General features: G+C 68.0%; 21 protein-coding genes and 1 tRNA gene. 14 read left to right on the forward strand and 8 right to left on the reverse strand.

Annotated elements, in window-relative coordinates; all coding sequences use genetic code 11:
* Nucleotides 1–26: 26 nt before the first annotated feature.
* Nucleotides 27–473, forward strand: coding sequence for a hotdog fold thioesterase (locus tag OERS_RS01750; protein WP_056761907.1), 447 nt, complete (start codon nucleotides 27–29; stop codon nucleotides 471–473).
* Nucleotides 474–544: 71 nt separating this feature from the next.
* On the opposite strand, the gene OERS_RS01755 is transcribed toward OERS_RS01750, so the two are convergent.
* Both OERS_RS01755 and OERS_RS01760 read right to left on the reverse strand, forming a co-directional pair.
* Nucleotides 545–1,198 carry a GNAT family N-acetyltransferase gene (locus OERS_RS01755; RefSeq protein ID WP_169834164.1) on the reverse strand — a complete coding sequence of 218 codons (654 nt, stop codon included), beginning with the start codon at nucleotides 1,196–1,198 and terminating at the stop codon, nucleotides 545–547.
* A 212-nt stretch (nucleotides 1,199–1,410) separates the two neighbouring features.
* Nucleotides 1,411–2,109, reverse strand: a complete 699-nt coding sequence (locus OERS_RS01760; RefSeq protein ID WP_139107620.1) for an ANTAR domain-containing response regulator — start codon at nucleotides 2,107–2,109, stop codon at nucleotides 1,411–1,413.
* Nucleotides 2,110–2,229: 120 nt separating this feature from the next.
* Between OERS_RS01760 and OERS_RS01765 the strand changes: the two genes are divergently transcribed.
* The 5 genes from OERS_RS01765 (at nucleotide 2,230) to OERS_RS01785 (ending at nucleotide 5,278) form a co-directional block, all read left to right on the forward strand.
* Nucleotides 2,230–2,303, forward strand: a tRNA-Leu gene (locus tag OERS_RS01765).
* 158 nt (nucleotides 2,304–2,461) lie between these two features.
* Complete coding sequence (locus OERS_RS01770; RefSeq protein ID WP_068623895.1) at nucleotides 2,462–2,722, forward strand: helix-turn-helix domain-containing protein; 261 nt, start codon at nucleotides 2,462–2,464, stop codon at nucleotides 2,720–2,722.
* Complete coding sequence (locus tag OERS_RS01775) at nucleotides 2,719–3,960, forward strand: site-specific integrase (RefSeq protein ID WP_068623897.1); 1,242 nt, start codon at nucleotides 2,719–2,721, stop codon at nucleotides 3,958–3,960. Before OERS_RS01770 ends, OERS_RS01775 begins: the two co-directional genes overlap by 4 nt.
* Nucleotides 3,961–4,060: 100 nt before the next feature.
* A complete protein-coding gene (locus OERS_RS01780) occupies nucleotides 4,061–4,264 on the forward strand; it encodes a hypothetical protein (RefSeq protein WP_139107621.1) in 204 nt (67 codons plus the stop codon).
* Nucleotides 4,265–4,282: 18 nt separating this feature from the next.
* On the forward strand, nucleotides 4,283–5,278 hold the full coding sequence (locus OERS_RS01785; protein WP_068623901.1) for a hypothetical protein: 996 nt from the start codon (nucleotides 4,283–4,285) through the stop codon (nucleotides 5,276–5,278).
* 34 nt (nucleotides 5,279–5,312) lie between these two features.
* Here the strand turns inward: OERS_RS01785 and OERS_RS01790 are convergent, their stop codons facing one another.
* On the reverse strand, nucleotides 5,313–6,275 hold the full coding sequence (locus OERS_RS01790; RefSeq protein WP_068623903.1) for an NAD(P)/FAD-dependent oxidoreductase: 963 nt from the start codon (nucleotides 6,273–6,275) through the stop codon (nucleotides 5,313–5,315).
* 65 nt (nucleotides 6,276–6,340) lie between these two features.
* Between OERS_RS01790 and OERS_RS01795 the strand changes: the two genes are divergently transcribed.
* Nucleotides 6,341–6,928, forward strand: coding sequence for a hypothetical protein (locus tag OERS_RS01795; protein WP_139107622.1), 588 nt, complete (start codon nucleotides 6,341–6,343; stop codon nucleotides 6,926–6,928).
* Here OERS_RS01795 and OERS_RS01800 read toward each other — a convergent pair.
* From OERS_RS01800 to OERS_RS01815, 4 genes are all read right to left on the reverse strand, one after another.
* The gene (locus OERS_RS01800; RefSeq protein ID WP_248948290.1) at nucleotides 6,870–7,970 is read right to left on the reverse strand and encodes an HNH endonuclease; all 1,101 of its coding nucleotides are present in this window, start codon (nucleotides 7,968–7,970) and stop codon (nucleotides 6,870–6,872) included. The two genes, OERS_RS01795 and OERS_RS01800, sit on opposite strands and share 59 nt — an antisense overlap.
* Before the next feature lie 142 nt (nucleotides 7,971–8,112).
* Nucleotides 8,113–8,691, reverse strand: a complete 579-nt coding sequence (locus OERS_RS01805; RefSeq protein ID WP_068623910.1) for an RNase H family protein — start codon at nucleotides 8,689–8,691, stop codon at nucleotides 8,113–8,115.
* Nucleotides 8,692–8,699: 8 nt separating this feature from the next.
* Nucleotides 8,700–8,972 carry a DUF7455 domain-containing protein gene (locus OERS_RS01810; protein WP_139107623.1) on the reverse strand — a complete coding sequence of 91 codons (273 nt, stop codon included), beginning with the start codon at nucleotides 8,970–8,972 and terminating at the stop codon, nucleotides 8,700–8,702.
* A 126-nt stretch (nucleotides 8,973–9,098) separates the two neighbouring features.
* Nucleotides 9,099–9,917 carry a tyrosine-protein phosphatase gene (locus tag OERS_RS01815; RefSeq protein WP_068623914.1) on the reverse strand — a complete coding sequence of 273 codons (819 nt, stop codon included), beginning with the start codon at nucleotides 9,915–9,917 and terminating at the stop codon, nucleotides 9,099–9,101.
* Nucleotides 9,918–10,063: 146 nt separating this feature from the next.
* Here OERS_RS01815 and OERS_RS21375 point away from each other — a divergent pair, with 146 nt between their 5' ends.
* From OERS_RS21375 to OERS_RS01840, 7 genes are all read left to right on the forward strand, one after another.
* The gene (locus tag OERS_RS21375; RefSeq protein WP_169834165.1) at nucleotides 10,064–10,213 is read left to right on the forward strand and encodes a hypothetical protein; all 150 of its coding nucleotides are present in this window, start codon (nucleotides 10,064–10,066) and stop codon (nucleotides 10,211–10,213) included.
* A gap of 613 nt (nucleotides 10,214–10,826) precedes the next feature.
* Nucleotides 10,827–11,315, forward strand: coding sequence for a hypothetical protein (locus tag OERS_RS01825; RefSeq protein WP_139107624.1), 489 nt, complete (start codon nucleotides 10,827–10,829; stop codon nucleotides 11,313–11,315).
* 5 nt (nucleotides 11,316–11,320) lie between these two features.
* Nucleotides 11,321–11,977, forward strand: a complete 657-nt coding sequence (locus OERS_RS20900) for a hypothetical protein (RefSeq protein ID WP_139107625.1) — start codon at nucleotides 11,321–11,323, stop codon at nucleotides 11,975–11,977.
* On the forward strand, nucleotides 11,974–12,474 hold the full coding sequence (locus tag OERS_RS20905; RefSeq protein WP_139107626.1) for a hypothetical protein: 501 nt from the start codon (nucleotides 11,974–11,976) through the stop codon (nucleotides 12,472–12,474). Before OERS_RS20900 ends, OERS_RS20905 begins: the two co-directional genes overlap by 4 nt.
* A 248-nt stretch (nucleotides 12,475–12,722) precedes the next feature.
* Nucleotides 12,723–13,253, forward strand: coding sequence for a hypothetical protein (locus OERS_RS01835; protein ID WP_068623921.1), 531 nt, complete (start codon nucleotides 12,723–12,725; stop codon nucleotides 13,251–13,253).
* Entirely contained in the window at nucleotides 13,250–13,570 is a 321-nt protein-coding gene (locus OERS_RS20485; RefSeq protein WP_083201144.1) for a transcriptional regulator, read from the forward strand. Before OERS_RS01835 ends, OERS_RS20485 begins: the two co-directional genes overlap by 4 nt.
* A 175-nt stretch (nucleotides 13,571–13,745) precedes the next feature.
* A complete protein-coding gene (locus OERS_RS01840) occupies nucleotides 13,746–14,327 on the forward strand; it encodes a hypothetical protein (RefSeq protein WP_068623923.1) in 582 nt (193 codons plus the stop codon).
* 65 nt (nucleotides 14,328–14,392) lie between these two features.
* Here the strand turns inward: OERS_RS01840 and OERS_RS01845 are convergent, their stop codons facing one another.
* Entirely contained in the window at nucleotides 14,393–14,860 is a 468-nt protein-coding gene (locus OERS_RS01845; protein WP_068623925.1) for a hypothetical protein, read from the reverse strand.
* Between the last annotated feature and the right edge of the window lie 38 nt (nucleotides 14,861–14,898).

The raw sequence follows: 14,898 nt of genomic DNA on the forward strand, positions 1-14,898 counted from the left end.
TGGTCACGAGTGCAAACCTATCCGCTATGACTGACACGCACGGAGCCGAGAGCCCGACCACCTTCCCCGACGACGCGGCACTCGCGGCGCTGCGGGCCAGCACCGCGGGCACACTCATCGAACGCATGGGCATCACGCTCGTCGAGGTCGCGCCCGACCGCGTCACCGGCAGCATGCCGGTCGCGGGAAACACCCAGCCGGCGGGGCTCCTGCACGGCGGCGCCTCGGTGGTCCTCGCCGAGACCCTCGGGTCGATCGCGGCGCAGATCCACGCGGGCGAGGGGCGCGCGGCCGTGGGCATCGAGATCAACGCCACGCACCACCGGGGGGTGCGTTCAGGGTCGGTGCACGGCGTCGCGACGGCTCTGCACCTGGGGCGGACGACCGCGAGCTACGAGATCGTGGTGGTCGACGACGAGGCCCGGCGGGTCTGCACGGCCCGCCTCACCTGCATGGTGCTCGACGGCCGCTGACCGCCGACGACGAGAGACGCCCGGCGCGAAGGTCGTCCTTCGCGCCGGGCCTCTCGTGGTCTCCGGCTGGGTCAGCGGGCCGCGGTCTCGCTCACGAGCGGGACCGCCGACTCGCGGAGGTCCTCCTGGAAGGCACGCAGGTCGACGGGGCCGGTCTGCCCCTCGGTCCGGGCCTTGCGGCGGCGGGCGATGAGGTCCTCGAGGCCACGGGTCCCACGACGCGAGGTGCCCGAGTCCGCCGCAAGGCGGCGCTGGAGCACCGACGTGGAGACCACGCGGTGACCGGCGGCCGGCGCGAACCCGAGCCGAGCGAGGAAGCGCTGGACGCCGCGCGAGCCCGGGATGGGCACGGAGAAGACGTCGACCGCGCCGGTCTGGGCCGCGAGCTCGGCCGTCGCGGTGAGCAGCGCGTGCCCGACCCCACGACGGCGCGCGTCCTGCGAGACGTAGAGGGCCTCGATGTAGAGGCTCGGCTCGTCGTTGAAGATGTGCGGCTCGAGGGCGCGGGCGAGGAGGAACCCGACGGGGACGTCGTCCTGGAAGGCCACGAGGATCGATCCGCCCGGGACCGCGAGGAGGACGCTCAGCTGGCGGACGAGCTTGGACTCGTCCGAGAGGCAGACCTGGGGCCCCGCAGCGGACTCACGACGCGCCTCGGCACACAGCACGGCGACGCCAGGAAGGTCGTCGCCGACCGCAGGCCTGACCACAACTGCTGCACGCACGTGGAACCTCCTCATAGGATCCTCCGACCTCGGAGCACCCCGGTGGCAGACGAGCTACCTGCCACCGACGAGCGCCCCCGGTCATCGATCGACTGATGCTTCGTGAGTGCCCGGTTCGTCGAACTGGACACCTGTCCATGACGATAGCCTTGTTGAGCGTCCCGAACAAAGGGGCAGTTCACAGGCCGATCCCGGGCGATGAGCATGCCGGATCAGGCGCCGCCGACCTGCTCGATCACGGCGTCCGCGACCTCACGCATGGTGAGGCGACGGTCCATCGAGGTCTTCTGGATCCACCGGAACGACTCGGGCTCCGACAGCCCCATCTTGGTCATGAGCAGGCCCTTGGCGCGGTCGACGCGCTTGCGGGTCTCGAAGCGCTCGGCCAGGTCCGCGACCTCGGACTCGAGGGCGCTGATCTGCGAGTAGCGGGAGATCGCGATCTCCACGGCAGGCAGCAGGTCCGAGGGGCTGAACGGCTTGACGACGTACGCCATGGCTCCTGCGTCGCGTGCGCGCTCGACGAGCTCCGTCTGGGAGAAGGCGGTCAGCAGGACCACGGGCGCGACGTGCGCCTTGCCGATCCGCTCGGCGGCCGAGATGCCGTCCAGCTCGGGCATCTTGACGTCCATGACGACGACGTCCGGCTTGAGCTCGAGGGCCAGCTTGACCGCGGTCTCACCGTCGCCCGCCTCCCCGACGACGTCGAAACCTGCCTCGCGGAGCGTCTCGACGACGTCCATGCGAATCAGGGCCTCGTCCTCGGCGACGACCGCTCGACGAGCAGGACGGGCGCCCGACGGCGCGGGCGCGGCCTCGGCCACGGCGCTCGGTTCGGGCTGGATCAGGGGGGGCAGGTCGAGCGGTGCCGTGGCATCGGGCTGCGCGTTGTCGTCACTCACGTCCCTCATCGTAGTAGGAGAACACCCCGGGCGCCCCGCTGGACGGGTGTGATTCTCGTTTCGTCCCGGTTCTGTGGTTCGATGGTCCACGCACCGCAGCGGGCCCCTTGAGGTCCCCTGACGGTCGATGCCCCGGTAGCCCAACCGGCAGAGGCGTTCGGCTCAAACCCGATCCAGTGTGGGTTCGAATCCCACCCGGGGCACCTCTACGTCAGGCCCCTGACCTGCGGAAACACACTCAGAAGAGGCCGATTCAAGGCCTTCATGCGTCAAGCTATGCGTCTATCGCCCCAAGCGGACACCTAGAAGCACCCCGAAACAGCCAGGTGCTGTACGACACATCGCCGCATAGGCGGTGAGTATGAGCACACAGAGCCAGGCACCTGAGACCGCCACCGAGTCCCGCGCCATCAGCACCCTCGACGAGCTGCGCGCGAGCCGGCGAGCCACCATCACCAGGGCCGAGACCGCCCGCATCCTCGACGTCGACAAGCGCACCCTGGACAAGGCCCTCGACGCCGGTGAGATCCCCCACCTGCGCGTCGGACGTCGCATCGTCGTGCCCCGCGAGAAGCTCCTCGCGCTCCTGACCAACGACGTGCCGTTCCCGACCGCTGCATGAGCGCCCGACGCGGACGCCGAGGAGACGGATCGGTTCGGACCTACCAGACGGTCGCCGGCACCCGGTACCGCATCGAGTACCGGGTGCCGGTCGACCCCGACGATCCCGAGGCAGGGACTACGCGCAAGGGTGTCGGCGGATTCACGACCAAGGGCGAAGCGGCGAAGGCGCTGCGGGCGGCCGTCACCGAGGTCGAGACCGGGCGTGCCACCGTCGACACGAAGGTGACCGTGTCCCAGTTCGCCGCAGACTGGCTCGCCGGACGCCGGGCGTCGACGTCGACGGTCGAGACCTACCGCCGCTACGTGCGCCTGCACATCGACCCGTACATCGGGTCCGTGCCGCTGGTGGACCTGCGGGCCGCGCGCATCGCCCGGCTCTACCGCGACCTCGAAGCCCGCGGCAATCACGACCGGGGCAAGGAAGGAACAGGCCTAGGACCCAACAGCGTCCGCAAGGTCCACGCCCTGCTCGTGAGCATCCTGGACGGAGCCCTGGCCGAGCACCTCATCGCCACCAACCCGGCCAAGCTCCCCCAGGCCAACCCTCCAACGGCACGGGAGGTGAAGTCCGCCAAGCCCGAGATCCACCCCTGGACTGCTGCACAGCTCAAGGCATTCCTGAGCTGGTGCCCCCACGACGACACCGACCTGTCGATGGGCTGGATCGTCGTCGGGCGCACCGGGCTACGCCGAGGAGAGCTCCTCGGCTTGCAGTGGCGCGACGTCGACCTCACCGGCCACAAGCTCGCTGTCCGACGCGCGATCGTCGAGGTGAAGAGCAAGGGAAAGCCGACCACCTTCCCGACGGTTCCGCCGAAGAACGGACGCCCCCGCGCTGTCTACCTCGACACCCCGACCGTGAACGCCCTGCGCGCGCAGTTCAACCGCCTCGCCTCCATCGACCCGGCCCTGGTCGGCGCCGACCAGGCCGTGTTCGTCAAGAGCGACGGGATGCTGATTCGCCCAGGAGGCGTCTGGGACCGCTGGCGCGCTGCGGTCGACCGATACAACCGGGGCCGCCCACGCGACGAGCGGCTGCCCGACATCCGGGTGCACGACCTGCGCCACACCCACGCGACCCTCCTGCTCGAAGCCCAGACGCACCCGAAGGTCGTCCAGGAAAGACTCGGTCACGCCAACATCGCCATCACGCTCGACCTCTACTCCCACGTCAGCCCCACCACCCAGCAGGTCGCCGTCCAGAAGTTCGAAGCGTTCATGGACGCCACCGTCTAGACCCGCGACATACCGCCGGGGACCTTCCTGCGCCCTCGCCCCACACCAAGGGTGCCTGCACGTCGCAGCACGAAAGGAAGGGAGCCAGACCATGATCGCCATGTTCGTCATCGGAATCGCCGGAGGCCTCCTCCTACTCTTCCTCCTGCGCACCTTCTGGGCGTTCTTCGTCCTGGCCCTGTGGTGGGTCGTGCTCGCCGTCTCCTTCGTGCTGCGGACCCTGGTGATGCTGGTGGCCCTGCCCTTCCGGATCGCCAACGAGCGTGCACGCGAACGAGCACGAGGCACCGCCACCGACGCCTGAGCCCGTCAACAACAGGGCATGGAGTCCTACGAGCTGCTGCACCCGCGCGACCACCAGTCCGGCCAGTTCGTGGCGAAGGCGGTCGACGAAGTCTCGGGCGGCATGAGCGCCCTGTCCTCCCCCGCTCCCCCAGCCCTGGTTCCCACGGCCGGGCTCGCCGCACGCCGCGACCTTCTTGCCGCGCACGGGTACGTGCCCGCCACCGTGCTGCCGATGGCTGACCTCGGCGGGGTCGAAGCCTGGTGGGACACCCACACGCTGGCAGCCGAGTACGACCCGGTACGCCCGGTGGCCCAGATGCCCGCGACCAGCGACCTCGCCCCCGACCGCCGGGTCGCGCGCCACACCTACGAAGGCCCCGGCACGTCGCTGACGATGCCGAACGTGGCCGCGGTGCGGCGCTTCTCCCAGGCGAACGGCAACGACGTGTTCGACGTTCCGGTCTCCGGCACGGTCGAGGGGCGCGAGGTCACGGGCTGGGCCCGCGTCCAGCAGGTCCGCCCGGGAGTCTGGTCCGCGAAGGTCGTCGGCGCACCCGACAGTCCGCTGGGCGAGGCGGTCTCCGCGGTGCTGGAGTCACGCCGGGTCACGCACGGGCTGCGCGAGGCAGGCGACCTGATCTCGCGGCGGCGCGAGCGCCGGGCGGCCGCCGGCGCCGAGCTGGAGCCGGTCGGCTCGACGTGGGTCACCGCCGTCGGGTACGACCACGCCTCAGGCACGATGGTCACCCGGATCAGCGACCGGAACTACGGGCACCTGGTCAGCGCCGAGGTCTTCGAGAAGGTCCGCGGCGCGTCCTCCCCCGGCGCCGCGTTCAACGCCCTGGTCAAGGGCTCACCGCGCTCGACCGTCGAGCAGTGCCCCGGCTGCGGGCGGATCTACGCGACGGTGTCCACGCACGTGTGCCGAACCTCGAACGCCTCTTCGGACGCAGGCACCAACGCCGGTCGTCAGACCCGGATGAGGGCCCGAGCACTGGCCGTCGCGAACTCGGTCCTGCGCCGGCGCGACTGAGCTCGACGCCGGCGCGGGTCCTGGCGGGCGAGCCTCAGGTCCCGGAGATCTCGTCGAGGTAGCCCTGTGCGTCCAGCGCGGCCTTCGCACCCTCCCCGGCTGCCACGATCGCCTGCCGGTACACCGGGTCCACCACGTCTCCGGCTGCGAACACCCCCGGCAGCGTCCGGGTCCCGCTGGCGTCCAGAAGGCGGGTGCTGGGGTGCTCGACACGCAGGTGCCCGGCCCTGTCGAGGGCGGCTTGGCCGGCGAACAGCGAGGTGCGCGGGGACGACCCGATCGCGATGAAGACGCCTTGCGCGGGGACCAGGACGTCCGGGCCGGTGGCCGGGGTGCACACGACCCCGGCGACTTTGTCCTGGCCGCAGATGTCGGTGACCTGGTGCTCCAGCATGGGCCGGATCTTCCTGTTCGCCAGGACCCGCTCGGCCATGACCTTCGAGGCCCGCAGTTCGGTGCGGCGGTGGACGAGGATGACCTGGTCGGCGAACCTCGTCAGGAACAGTGCCTCCTCGCACGCGGAGTCTCCGCCGCCGACCACCACGACGGTGCTGCCGCTGAAGAACGCCCCGTCGCACGTCGCGCAGTAGCTCACGCCGCGACCGCCCAGGCGCTCCTCCCCCGGTGCCCCCAGGTGCAGGTACTCCGAGCCGGTCGAGACGATGACGGTGCGTGCCCGGATCGGCTCGTCGCCGTACTCGGGCACGATCGTCTTGAGGTCCCCGGTGAGCTCGACGCTGGCGACCTGGTCGAACTCGACCTCGGCCCCGAACCGCACAGCCTGGGCCTGCATGTCGGCCATCAGGGTGGGCCCGGCCACGCCCGCGGGGAAGCCGGGGAAATTCTCCACCTCGGTCGTGGTGGTCAGCGCACCGCCGGGCTGCTCGACGCCGGTGATGACCAGCGGTGCGAGTCCGGCTCGCGCGGCGTACGTGGCGGCGGTCCACCCGGCAGGGCCTGACCCGATGATGACGACGTCGCGAACGGAGGTATACATGCCCTGACCTATGCGCGCAGGACGCGGCCTGCTCGACGTCGTAGGCCCGCACTACCCTCACCCGCATGGGGCAACAGACTCGACCACAGACAGTTCCTGGGGTGCACGTCGCCACGGTCCGCGACTTCGGACGCCTGCTCCGGATCTGGGCTCACGCCCAGTGGAGAATCATCCGCTCGGCGCGCCCCGTGCGCGTCATGTTCCTGATCGCCGCCTCGACCATCGCGGCCCTGACCGTCCCGCTCGTTGCCCTGGCCGGACTCGACGGCGTACTCCAGGTCGCCCTCTGGCTCGGGATCGCAGCCGTGGCCGGCGTGCTGATCGCGGCCGTGTACACGCTGTTCGCAATCGTGGACCCCCGCTCGACGCTCTTCATCAGCGACGACGGGACCTCCACGGTCCTGCTCAAGGTCAGCCCGACGTCGTGGCACATCCTCGACCACATGGCCGGGCCCACCGGCGCCGGACACGGGCAGCGTCTGCGCGCCCAGCTCGGACCGGCGTTGCTCGATCAGGCCGACCGGGCGGGGGTCACGATCACGTTCGGAGCGCGGCCAGACATGGCCCGCCTGTACAGGGCCGCAGCGCACGGATTCACGTGTGAGCGCAAGATCTCGCGGGGCTCGCTCTACGCGAGGGCGCCGCGCCCATAGTCCCCCCGGCGAGCTGGGCCGCGACCTCTTCGAGGCTGACCATGCGCCGGTGGGCGTCGAACCCGACGTGCAGCTGGAGACTGCCGCGCTCGGAGGCCGTCAGGAACTTCGTCGAGTGCGTGTGCCCGTGGATCAGGGGCAGCCCCAGGTCGCGCAGCCGGTACTGCTCGTGACGGTCGACGGGACGACCGTCGGTGTCCCCGTCCCGCTTGTCGCCGACGTTCTTCCATGTCCGCCCATTTCGTATGTCGTCGATGGCCGACCTACCGACACCGAAAGCTCCTGCCAGAAGGTGTGCTGGCTCCGTTGAGGACCTGATAGCGGCGACCTCTGAGGCGGTGAGCTTCGACCCTGGATTGAGTTCGCCGGGTCGGCTATAGCCGGACGCCCACGCAGTTCCATGTCGACGACGATCGGCACTGTTGTCGGCTGGCGTCGTCCATCGCAGGTTCTCGGCCCGATTGTTCGTCGGATTGCCGTCGTTGTGCGCGACCTGCATGCCGTCGGGTCGTGGGCCGTGGAACGCAGTGCAGACAAGGGAGTGGACAGTCACGTTCCTCTTTCCCGTTCCACCAGTGGGCACAGCGATGTACTCATAACCGCTGCCTGCGATCCACGGCTTGAGCACTCTGCCGAACCTACCGAGAACTTGCCCTTCACGGTTGGCGAAGTAGCCCTCAACTCCCACCGGACGCCACTCGGGACCGGCGTCGACCAAGGTCACGCGACTGGCCGCCGTCTGGGGCGCTCGCATGACCGAATCACCGTCGTACGGGAAGTGGGACAGCATGACCTCGGCGCCGTCGATGCGCCTGCGGGCGAAGGCCTGCACGGAGGCGAAGACGTCCATGTAGGGGCGGGCCTGGGTGTGCGCGTTGCGGTGCGCGGGCCACCCCCTGTCGTGGTTGCCCCAGACCAGGTTCTTGATCCCGGGCAGGGGCGCCAGGACGCTCAGGGCGTAGGTCGGGTTCGCCAGGGCCAGGTCGCCGAGCACCCACACGGTGTCCTTCGCCCGGACCTTGGCAACCCACGCGTCGCTCACCGCGTCGTCGTGCTCGGCCGTCTGGTCGAAGCCTCGGGTGTGCGCGACGAAGTCGTGACCGAGGTGAAGGTCGGAGGTGAACCAGATGCTCATGGCGGGGGTCCTCAGGGGTGTCGGTGGCAGGTGCCCGGGATCGGGCGGGTCAGCGGGCGGCGGCGATGACCATGCCGCTGCCGGTGCGCTGGGTCAGGTTCCCGGCGCGGGACTGGTCGCGGGCCCACGTGGCCCGGTCGTCCGCTGCGTCGTTGAGGGGGTGTTTGCCCCCGGCGTGCCCCTTGACCTTGACGAGGGTGACCGGCGGCAGGCCGAGCTCACGGCGCTCGGCGCGCACGGAGAGCATCATCTCGATGATGGTGCGGTTCGAGGTCGGCTTGCCTGCTTGGGTGTGCCAGCCGCGGCGCACGTGGGCGTCCATCCACGTCAGGTACGTGTTCATGGCGTACGCGGAGTCGATCTCGATGGTCAGGTGGCGAACGTGCACGTGGGAGCCGATCGCCTCGACCAGGCCCAGCATCTCCGCAGCCTGGTTCGTGGCCTGTCGCAGCGGCCCGGCGGACCAGTTGCCGTGCTCGTCGACCCACGCCCAACCGGCCGGGCCGGGGTTCCCTGAGCAGGCGCCGTCGGTGGCGAGCGTCAGGTGCTCGACGGGGCTGATGTCGGCGCCGGCGTGGGTGAGCTCGTTGACGCTCGCGGCGCCGGTGCTGGTGTCGGTGATGGTCATGTCAGGACCTATGCGCCCGCGGAGGCGCCGGGAGCCTGGGCCAGGCGCGAGCGGATGTCGATCGCGACCGCCCCGGACCCCTTCCCCACGGTCTCGAAGTGGTGGGCGCACCACGACAGCGGCATCGGGCCAGCGGCGGACGGCACGACGGTCACGACGTAGGCGCGGTGCCCGCAGGAGTCGCAGCGCTCGTGCTCGATGCGGGCGGCGGCGTCCCGGGCCGCGGTGCCGAGCTCCTCGACGAAGACCACGGGCTGGGTGGGTGCGGTTGTTGTGCTCATGCCCCGCACGTGGGTCGGGCCCCCGGAAACCTCCGGGCGGAGCTACGGGGTGAGCGTCTCGTTTTGAACGGCGGCCTCCCCGAACACAGTCCAGCGCTCTGGGATCGTGTCGAATGACGACTTGATCTACTCGGTGCGAATGAAGCGGGTCCGGAGGGCGTCGATCTGCTGGTTGCTGATGCCGAGGCCAGTTCGAGCGTAGTCCTCGATCGTGCCGTACCGGCTGCACAGCTCGTCCAAGGCGGCGTCGAGATAGCTGTCCCGCACCCCGAGGAGTGGTTGAAGGAGTTCGGTGTTCACTCCGGTCGTAGCAAGCGTGTCGAGCATGGGCTGCAGCGCGGGGGCGAGGTCGATGTTGGTCTCGAGGTAGTCGGCGCGTACCGCGTCTTCAGAGGCACCAACGAGGAGAAGGAACGACGCCGCGGCCCATCCGGTGCGGTCCTTACCCGTCGTGCAGTGGAAGAGAGCAGCACCGGTTCGATGCTCATCGATGAGGTCGAGATAGAAGCGCCGGTAGGCGTCTAGCGCAGAAGGCATGCTCACGAACTTGCGGTTCGCGTCGGCCAGGTACTTGTCTGCATGGCCACTGCCGAGCACATTCTCCAGTGCAGCCGGGTCGGCAAGCAGGGTAGGGATGCTCGCGGCGATATTGTCCGGGGCATCGGCGACGACATCAAGCCAGACGCTGCGGATGCCCTCGGGCAGACGGTCGAGCGCGCCCTCACGCTCGGGCGCAGTGCGGAGGTCGTACACAGTCGTGATGTCGAGCTTCGCGAAGGCGTCCTCATCGGCGGCATCGAGCTTCGAGAGCGATGCCGAGCGGTAAAGGATGCCCGACTCTACGACGCCGCCGGTGACGGGGATGCCGCCGAGATCACGCATGTTGGGAGCGCTCGTGAGAAGGACTCGCCGGTCGGGAAGCTGCATGGTCAAGAGAATCTCCATCTCGTGAGAATTCAGGGGCAGACTGCTCAAGCTGTTGCATTGACAAAGTACCGCGGCCTCTCCGCCGCCACATCGCGGCTCGCGATCAACCGAGAAGTCGTTGGCCGAGTGCGCCCTGCCGTTCGTGCGACCTCGCCGACCACCTCATGGGCGCCCAGTCCTCTTTCGACGAGCTGCACGTGATCAAGGTCGCGGCACCTCGGGGGCTGGCAAGGATGGCCGGCGGCGAGTGGAACGCGGAGGCGGTCCGGGCCTACGACATGACTCGCGACCTGAACTCGGCACGCCAGGGCTGACCGCCCCCCGAGCTGCCCGTCAACATCCTTTGTACCGGGGGAATCTCCCGGACGGTCCACCGCATAGGTACGCGGCTGACCCCTCTCGACCCCTCCTGGAAGGTACTGACGACCGCCATGGCAATCACGATCCACTCCCAGCCGAACTGCGTGAACTGCGACGTGACGAAGGCTCTGCTCGACAAGAAGGGCGTCGAGTACAACCTGATCGACATGGTCGACCAGCCCGAGATCGGGCGCCGCGATCAAGGCCGAAGGATGGATGCAGGCCCCCGTCGTGAAGGTCGACCTCCCAGGTCTGAAGACCGAGTGGGACGGCATCAACTTCGAGAAGCTCCGCCAGGCCGTGGCTGCCGCCCAGAGCTGACCGCGCACCCGCCTGGCGAACCACCCAGCCCCGTTCGCCCTCGTCCGGGTTCACGCGGCGTCCGGGGCCGGGGCTCTGGTTCGCCCGGTGCGAGGCGGCGCGCTTGGCACAGTATTTCCACCACACAAACCCCCTCCTTCTCCGCTGGGCCGGACATACCGGGACAGACGTCTCAGATCGTGGTAGCGTTCCCGACTGTCACAATCAAGGAGGATCAGACATATGCGACACTCATTGTCGAGGATCATGCCCGCGCTGACGGGATTGGTTGCGGTGGGGCTTCTCTTCGGAGCGACCCCAGCAGCTTCTGCCACTGCACAGACTCCCCCCAGCACAGCCCTTACCGCAGCGGCAGAAGATGACCCGATCATTCAGCCGATGGACGCCGCCAGCTGCCAGTGGGCCCCGGGAGCAGCCGGTAACACCCATTGCTTCAGCGTCTATGGGAAGCCCGCCAAGGGCCCATTCATCTACAAGGTCATCGACGAGTTCATGGGTCTTAACGCTGGAAACATCTGCTCCGCGACCGCGGAGATCAAGTATCACCCCGCCTGGGCCACCGGCACCTACACGCGAACGATCCCGAACGCAGGATGCGCAGGGAGCGCGATGCAGCTCAGCTGGTTCCCCAATGAGAACATGAAGGTCGGATCCGACATCTGCGGCCGACAGAAGAACAACAAGACAAACCAGGCCTACACGGCATGGATCTGCCACAAGATCGGCGCCGCGTAGTCGGCATGCGCAACCCGAACCGCCTCCGCGGTTCGGGTTGCGCGCTTCTCACCGCGGCAATACTCGCTGGGTGTTCTGCCACGACTCCGGAGGAAGGGGACACACCCGTCCCCTTCACCCCTACGACCACCTTCGACGACACCCCTCTCGCCGACCTTTCGGATTTCGAGGCGTCAATCTTCAAGGACGGGAACGTCACGGATGACGAACTCGCAGAAGCAACTGACGTTGTGAAGTCCTGCCTGCTCGACGCAGACATCGAGATCGAGATGTACGACGACCTGGCACGCCCGTCGTCCGTCTCAGCCCTGTTCCCAAGCGAGCCGGAGTACTACGCAGCCGAGCAGGATTGTCGAGCGAACGTCAACGCCGTCGAGGAGGTTTGGATTCTCCTGAATGCACCCAGTGCTACAGATCTAGAGAACGCCGGGCGCACCTTCTCTGACTGCATTGCGACCCTTCAGGGAGCAAGCACTGGCAGGAGTTTTGAGGACGCCGTTAAGTTCTTCAACAGCGAATCCGAATCCGCCACCCTAGATGCAGGCAAGGCGTCCTGCGCTGCGGATTACCGACAAGTAGCCACCGAACCATCCCCAGGACTTGGCGAGACTTGGGCGAAATATACATCTCAACTCAATCTGAAACCTGGAGCTTCCGAATGAGACTATTCAAGCGCGCAATTATTGCCATCGCCGTGGCCGCAGTTGTCACCGCGGGGGCGGCAGCCCCGGCGAACGCCTCCCCCTCAAGCGACGAGCCGGTCGTGACTCGCTCGGTGCAGGTCTTCCTCTCCGAGGATGGCTTCACCGCAGCACCAATCCAGCCGATGGCACTGGGATGCACCGGGGCACCGGGCGGATTCGGCAACATCTGCCTGACCACCAACATGAGCGGGAGTCGCATGATCTCCGCAAGGGTGGCACACAACAACACCACGCAGAACATGTGCAACATGACAGCCGAACTTCGGTACACGCTCGCAAGCTCAACGGGCATCACGGTCCAGACGGGCTTTGCGGGAGGCTGCACGCCGCTCACCAAGTGGGTCAACTTCAGCAAGTCGGTCAACCTCCGCTCCGGGACGTCTATCTGCGCTCGCATCAAGGACGACGCGACGGGCGGCCTCTGGACCAATCAGGCATGCCACGGGGTCGGCTAGCAACTACTGAACTCTCCGCAAAGCCCGACCTTTCGCTCGCCAGGCAATGGGCAAGATCGAGCCCCTCTGGGTGAGGTCAGCCACGTCAACGCCGCGCCCCTCAGCACCCCCGAGCGGAGCACAGCGTTGACGTGGCTGCGATGGGCGGGACAGCCACTCGGCCCGTATCGCACCCACGCTGCGCCACCCCCGGGCTTGAACCGTCTTGAGAGTTGACCACGCTAACTCTGCATGGCAGAGTTAGGACCATGACGACGACATCGAAGTACGTCGAGCTCGTAGGGGCTCAGCAACGCGCAGCGCGGCACGCGACGTCAATGCCTCTCTTCGTGAACGCACTGGCAATGTGCTACCTGACATACGTGCGGTTTGTTGATCCGGGGCAACTTGCCGCGGCGACCCTCACCCCTATGGTCGCCTACGCGGCGCTACTCCTAGCGATGTTGCTGCAACGACAACTCACGGGCGTCGGTTTGGGTCGCGACCGCTACGGAATTGTCGCCGTCGGGGCGATCGGTCTCGTGGTCATATTCGGCCCTTGGGCCTTCAGCCTGCTCGGCGCATCATTCTTCTTGGGGCTAGGGCTCGTCATTCTCGGAGTGCGCGCGCGCGACGCCTGGCTTTGGATCCCAGGCACAGTATTGATGGTTGCCGGGCCGGCGATCACCTTCGCCAGCCCCGGACTCTATATCCTCACGGCATGCACGGTCGGAATGCTCGCCGTGTCCACAACCGCCCTTGTTCGAGAGCAACGAACTGCCAAGATTGATATCTCGTGACCGCACCGTCCGAACCTCATCCGCTCGCGCGACTTGACGAGTCGGTTCATCAACGTACAAGGCTCGGCGTTCTGGCGATCCTCGCGGAGATCAACGAGGCGGATTTTTCGCACCTGAAGAACGCACTCCAGCTTACCGATGGCAACCTCGGTCGACACCTTGAAGTCCTTGTTCAACATGGGCACGTTGAACTCCGAAAGGGAAGCAGCGCAGGGCGAAGGCGAACCTGGGTCCGGCTCACACCTCAAGGTAGGCGATCGCTAATGTCCGAGGTTGAGCTCTTGAAAGTCCTCGTGTCGACCCTTGAGGCTAAGTAGCCTCGACGACCAAGCCGCCGGGTAGGTACATGGGTCAAGGGGAGCTCCTACGCTCGATGGTGAGATTCGTCGACGGCTCCGGTTCGCTCCCTGGCGTGCTCGTGCTCGCGGGGCGGTGCCGGTCCAGCCGACACCATAGGCGTCCGCCCACGGCGCACCCCGTCAACACACGGACATGAGCACCCACGACTTCGACACTGACGCCCACCCCCGCCAGAGCGACGGCAAGTTCGCGACCAAGGCCGTGAGCGAGGCGCCCGGCGGGCTCAGCTCCCTGGGCTCGCCCACGCAAGGCGAGCAGGCTCCCGACCTCTCCCAGATGATCGACTACTCGACGGAGGTCGAGCACGACGCCCACGCCGAGCTGATGTCGCAGGTCCCGGACCACCCGCGGGTCCGGCGCGCGAAGGCCCGCTCCGCCATCGCGGCGGCCGACCGTAGCGAGCTCGTGCTGAACGAGGGGCAGGAGGCGTTCGTCGACGACCTCGTCTCTGGCCGGGCGCCGGGTGCGGACAGCATCCTGGACGAGGCGATCCACCGCGAGGTCGAGCTGCGTCGCGTGGACCCCGAGCTCGACACATCGGCGATCGGCGCTCACCTGATCGAGAACGCGCTGGCCGTCGAGCAGGAGTTGACGGTGCGCGAGCAGGCCCGCACCTACGTGCCCACGGGGCTGCCGCAGGACCCGCAGGAGCGCGCGGCGTACCTGCGGGACGCGTACGAGCCGGACGACCCCAAGGCTCACTCGCTGCGCTGAGACGAACAGACGGCCGGCCCCTGGCTTCCAGGTGGCCGACCGTCGTCATGCGCTGCGGCTCGGGGTCAGCGCAGACCTTCGATCTGAAGCGGTGCGACCTGGCCGCTGCGGTAGGCGAGGTCGATGCTTGGGCCGATGTCCTCGAACACGGTCCGCCCCGACGGCAGGACGGTGTGCGGCAGGAACTCGGCCTCGAACGTCACGATGCCTGCGTCGACGGCCTCCAGCTTGGCCTTGACCATCAGCGCCAGCGCTCGCCACCGCTGGCGGACGGCCTGCTCGTACTGCTTCTCGATCTCCGCCTCGGTCCGAGGGGTCCCGCGCGCGGGGGTGTGGGTGAAGGCCCGGTCGTCGCGGGCGGGCAGCGGCAGGACGAAGCGGATCTGGCGCCCGTCCTTGACGAACCCGATGGCGGCACGCCCCTCGGTCCACCCGTAGGTGAACGTCGTGGCCCCGTATCGCCTGAGGGTTCGCTCGATCTCGGACCGGGAGCGATCGGAGGGGACCCCCGTGCTCTCTGCGTAGCGGCTCATTCCCCTGTTCCGTCCTGACGGGCCGCGACCGGTGAGGC

The organism is Oerskovia enterophila, assembly GCF_001692445.1.
In the GTDB taxonomy this organism is placed as follows: Bacteria; Actinomycetota; Actinomycetes; order Actinomycetales; family Cellulomonadaceae; genus Oerskovia; species Oerskovia enterophila.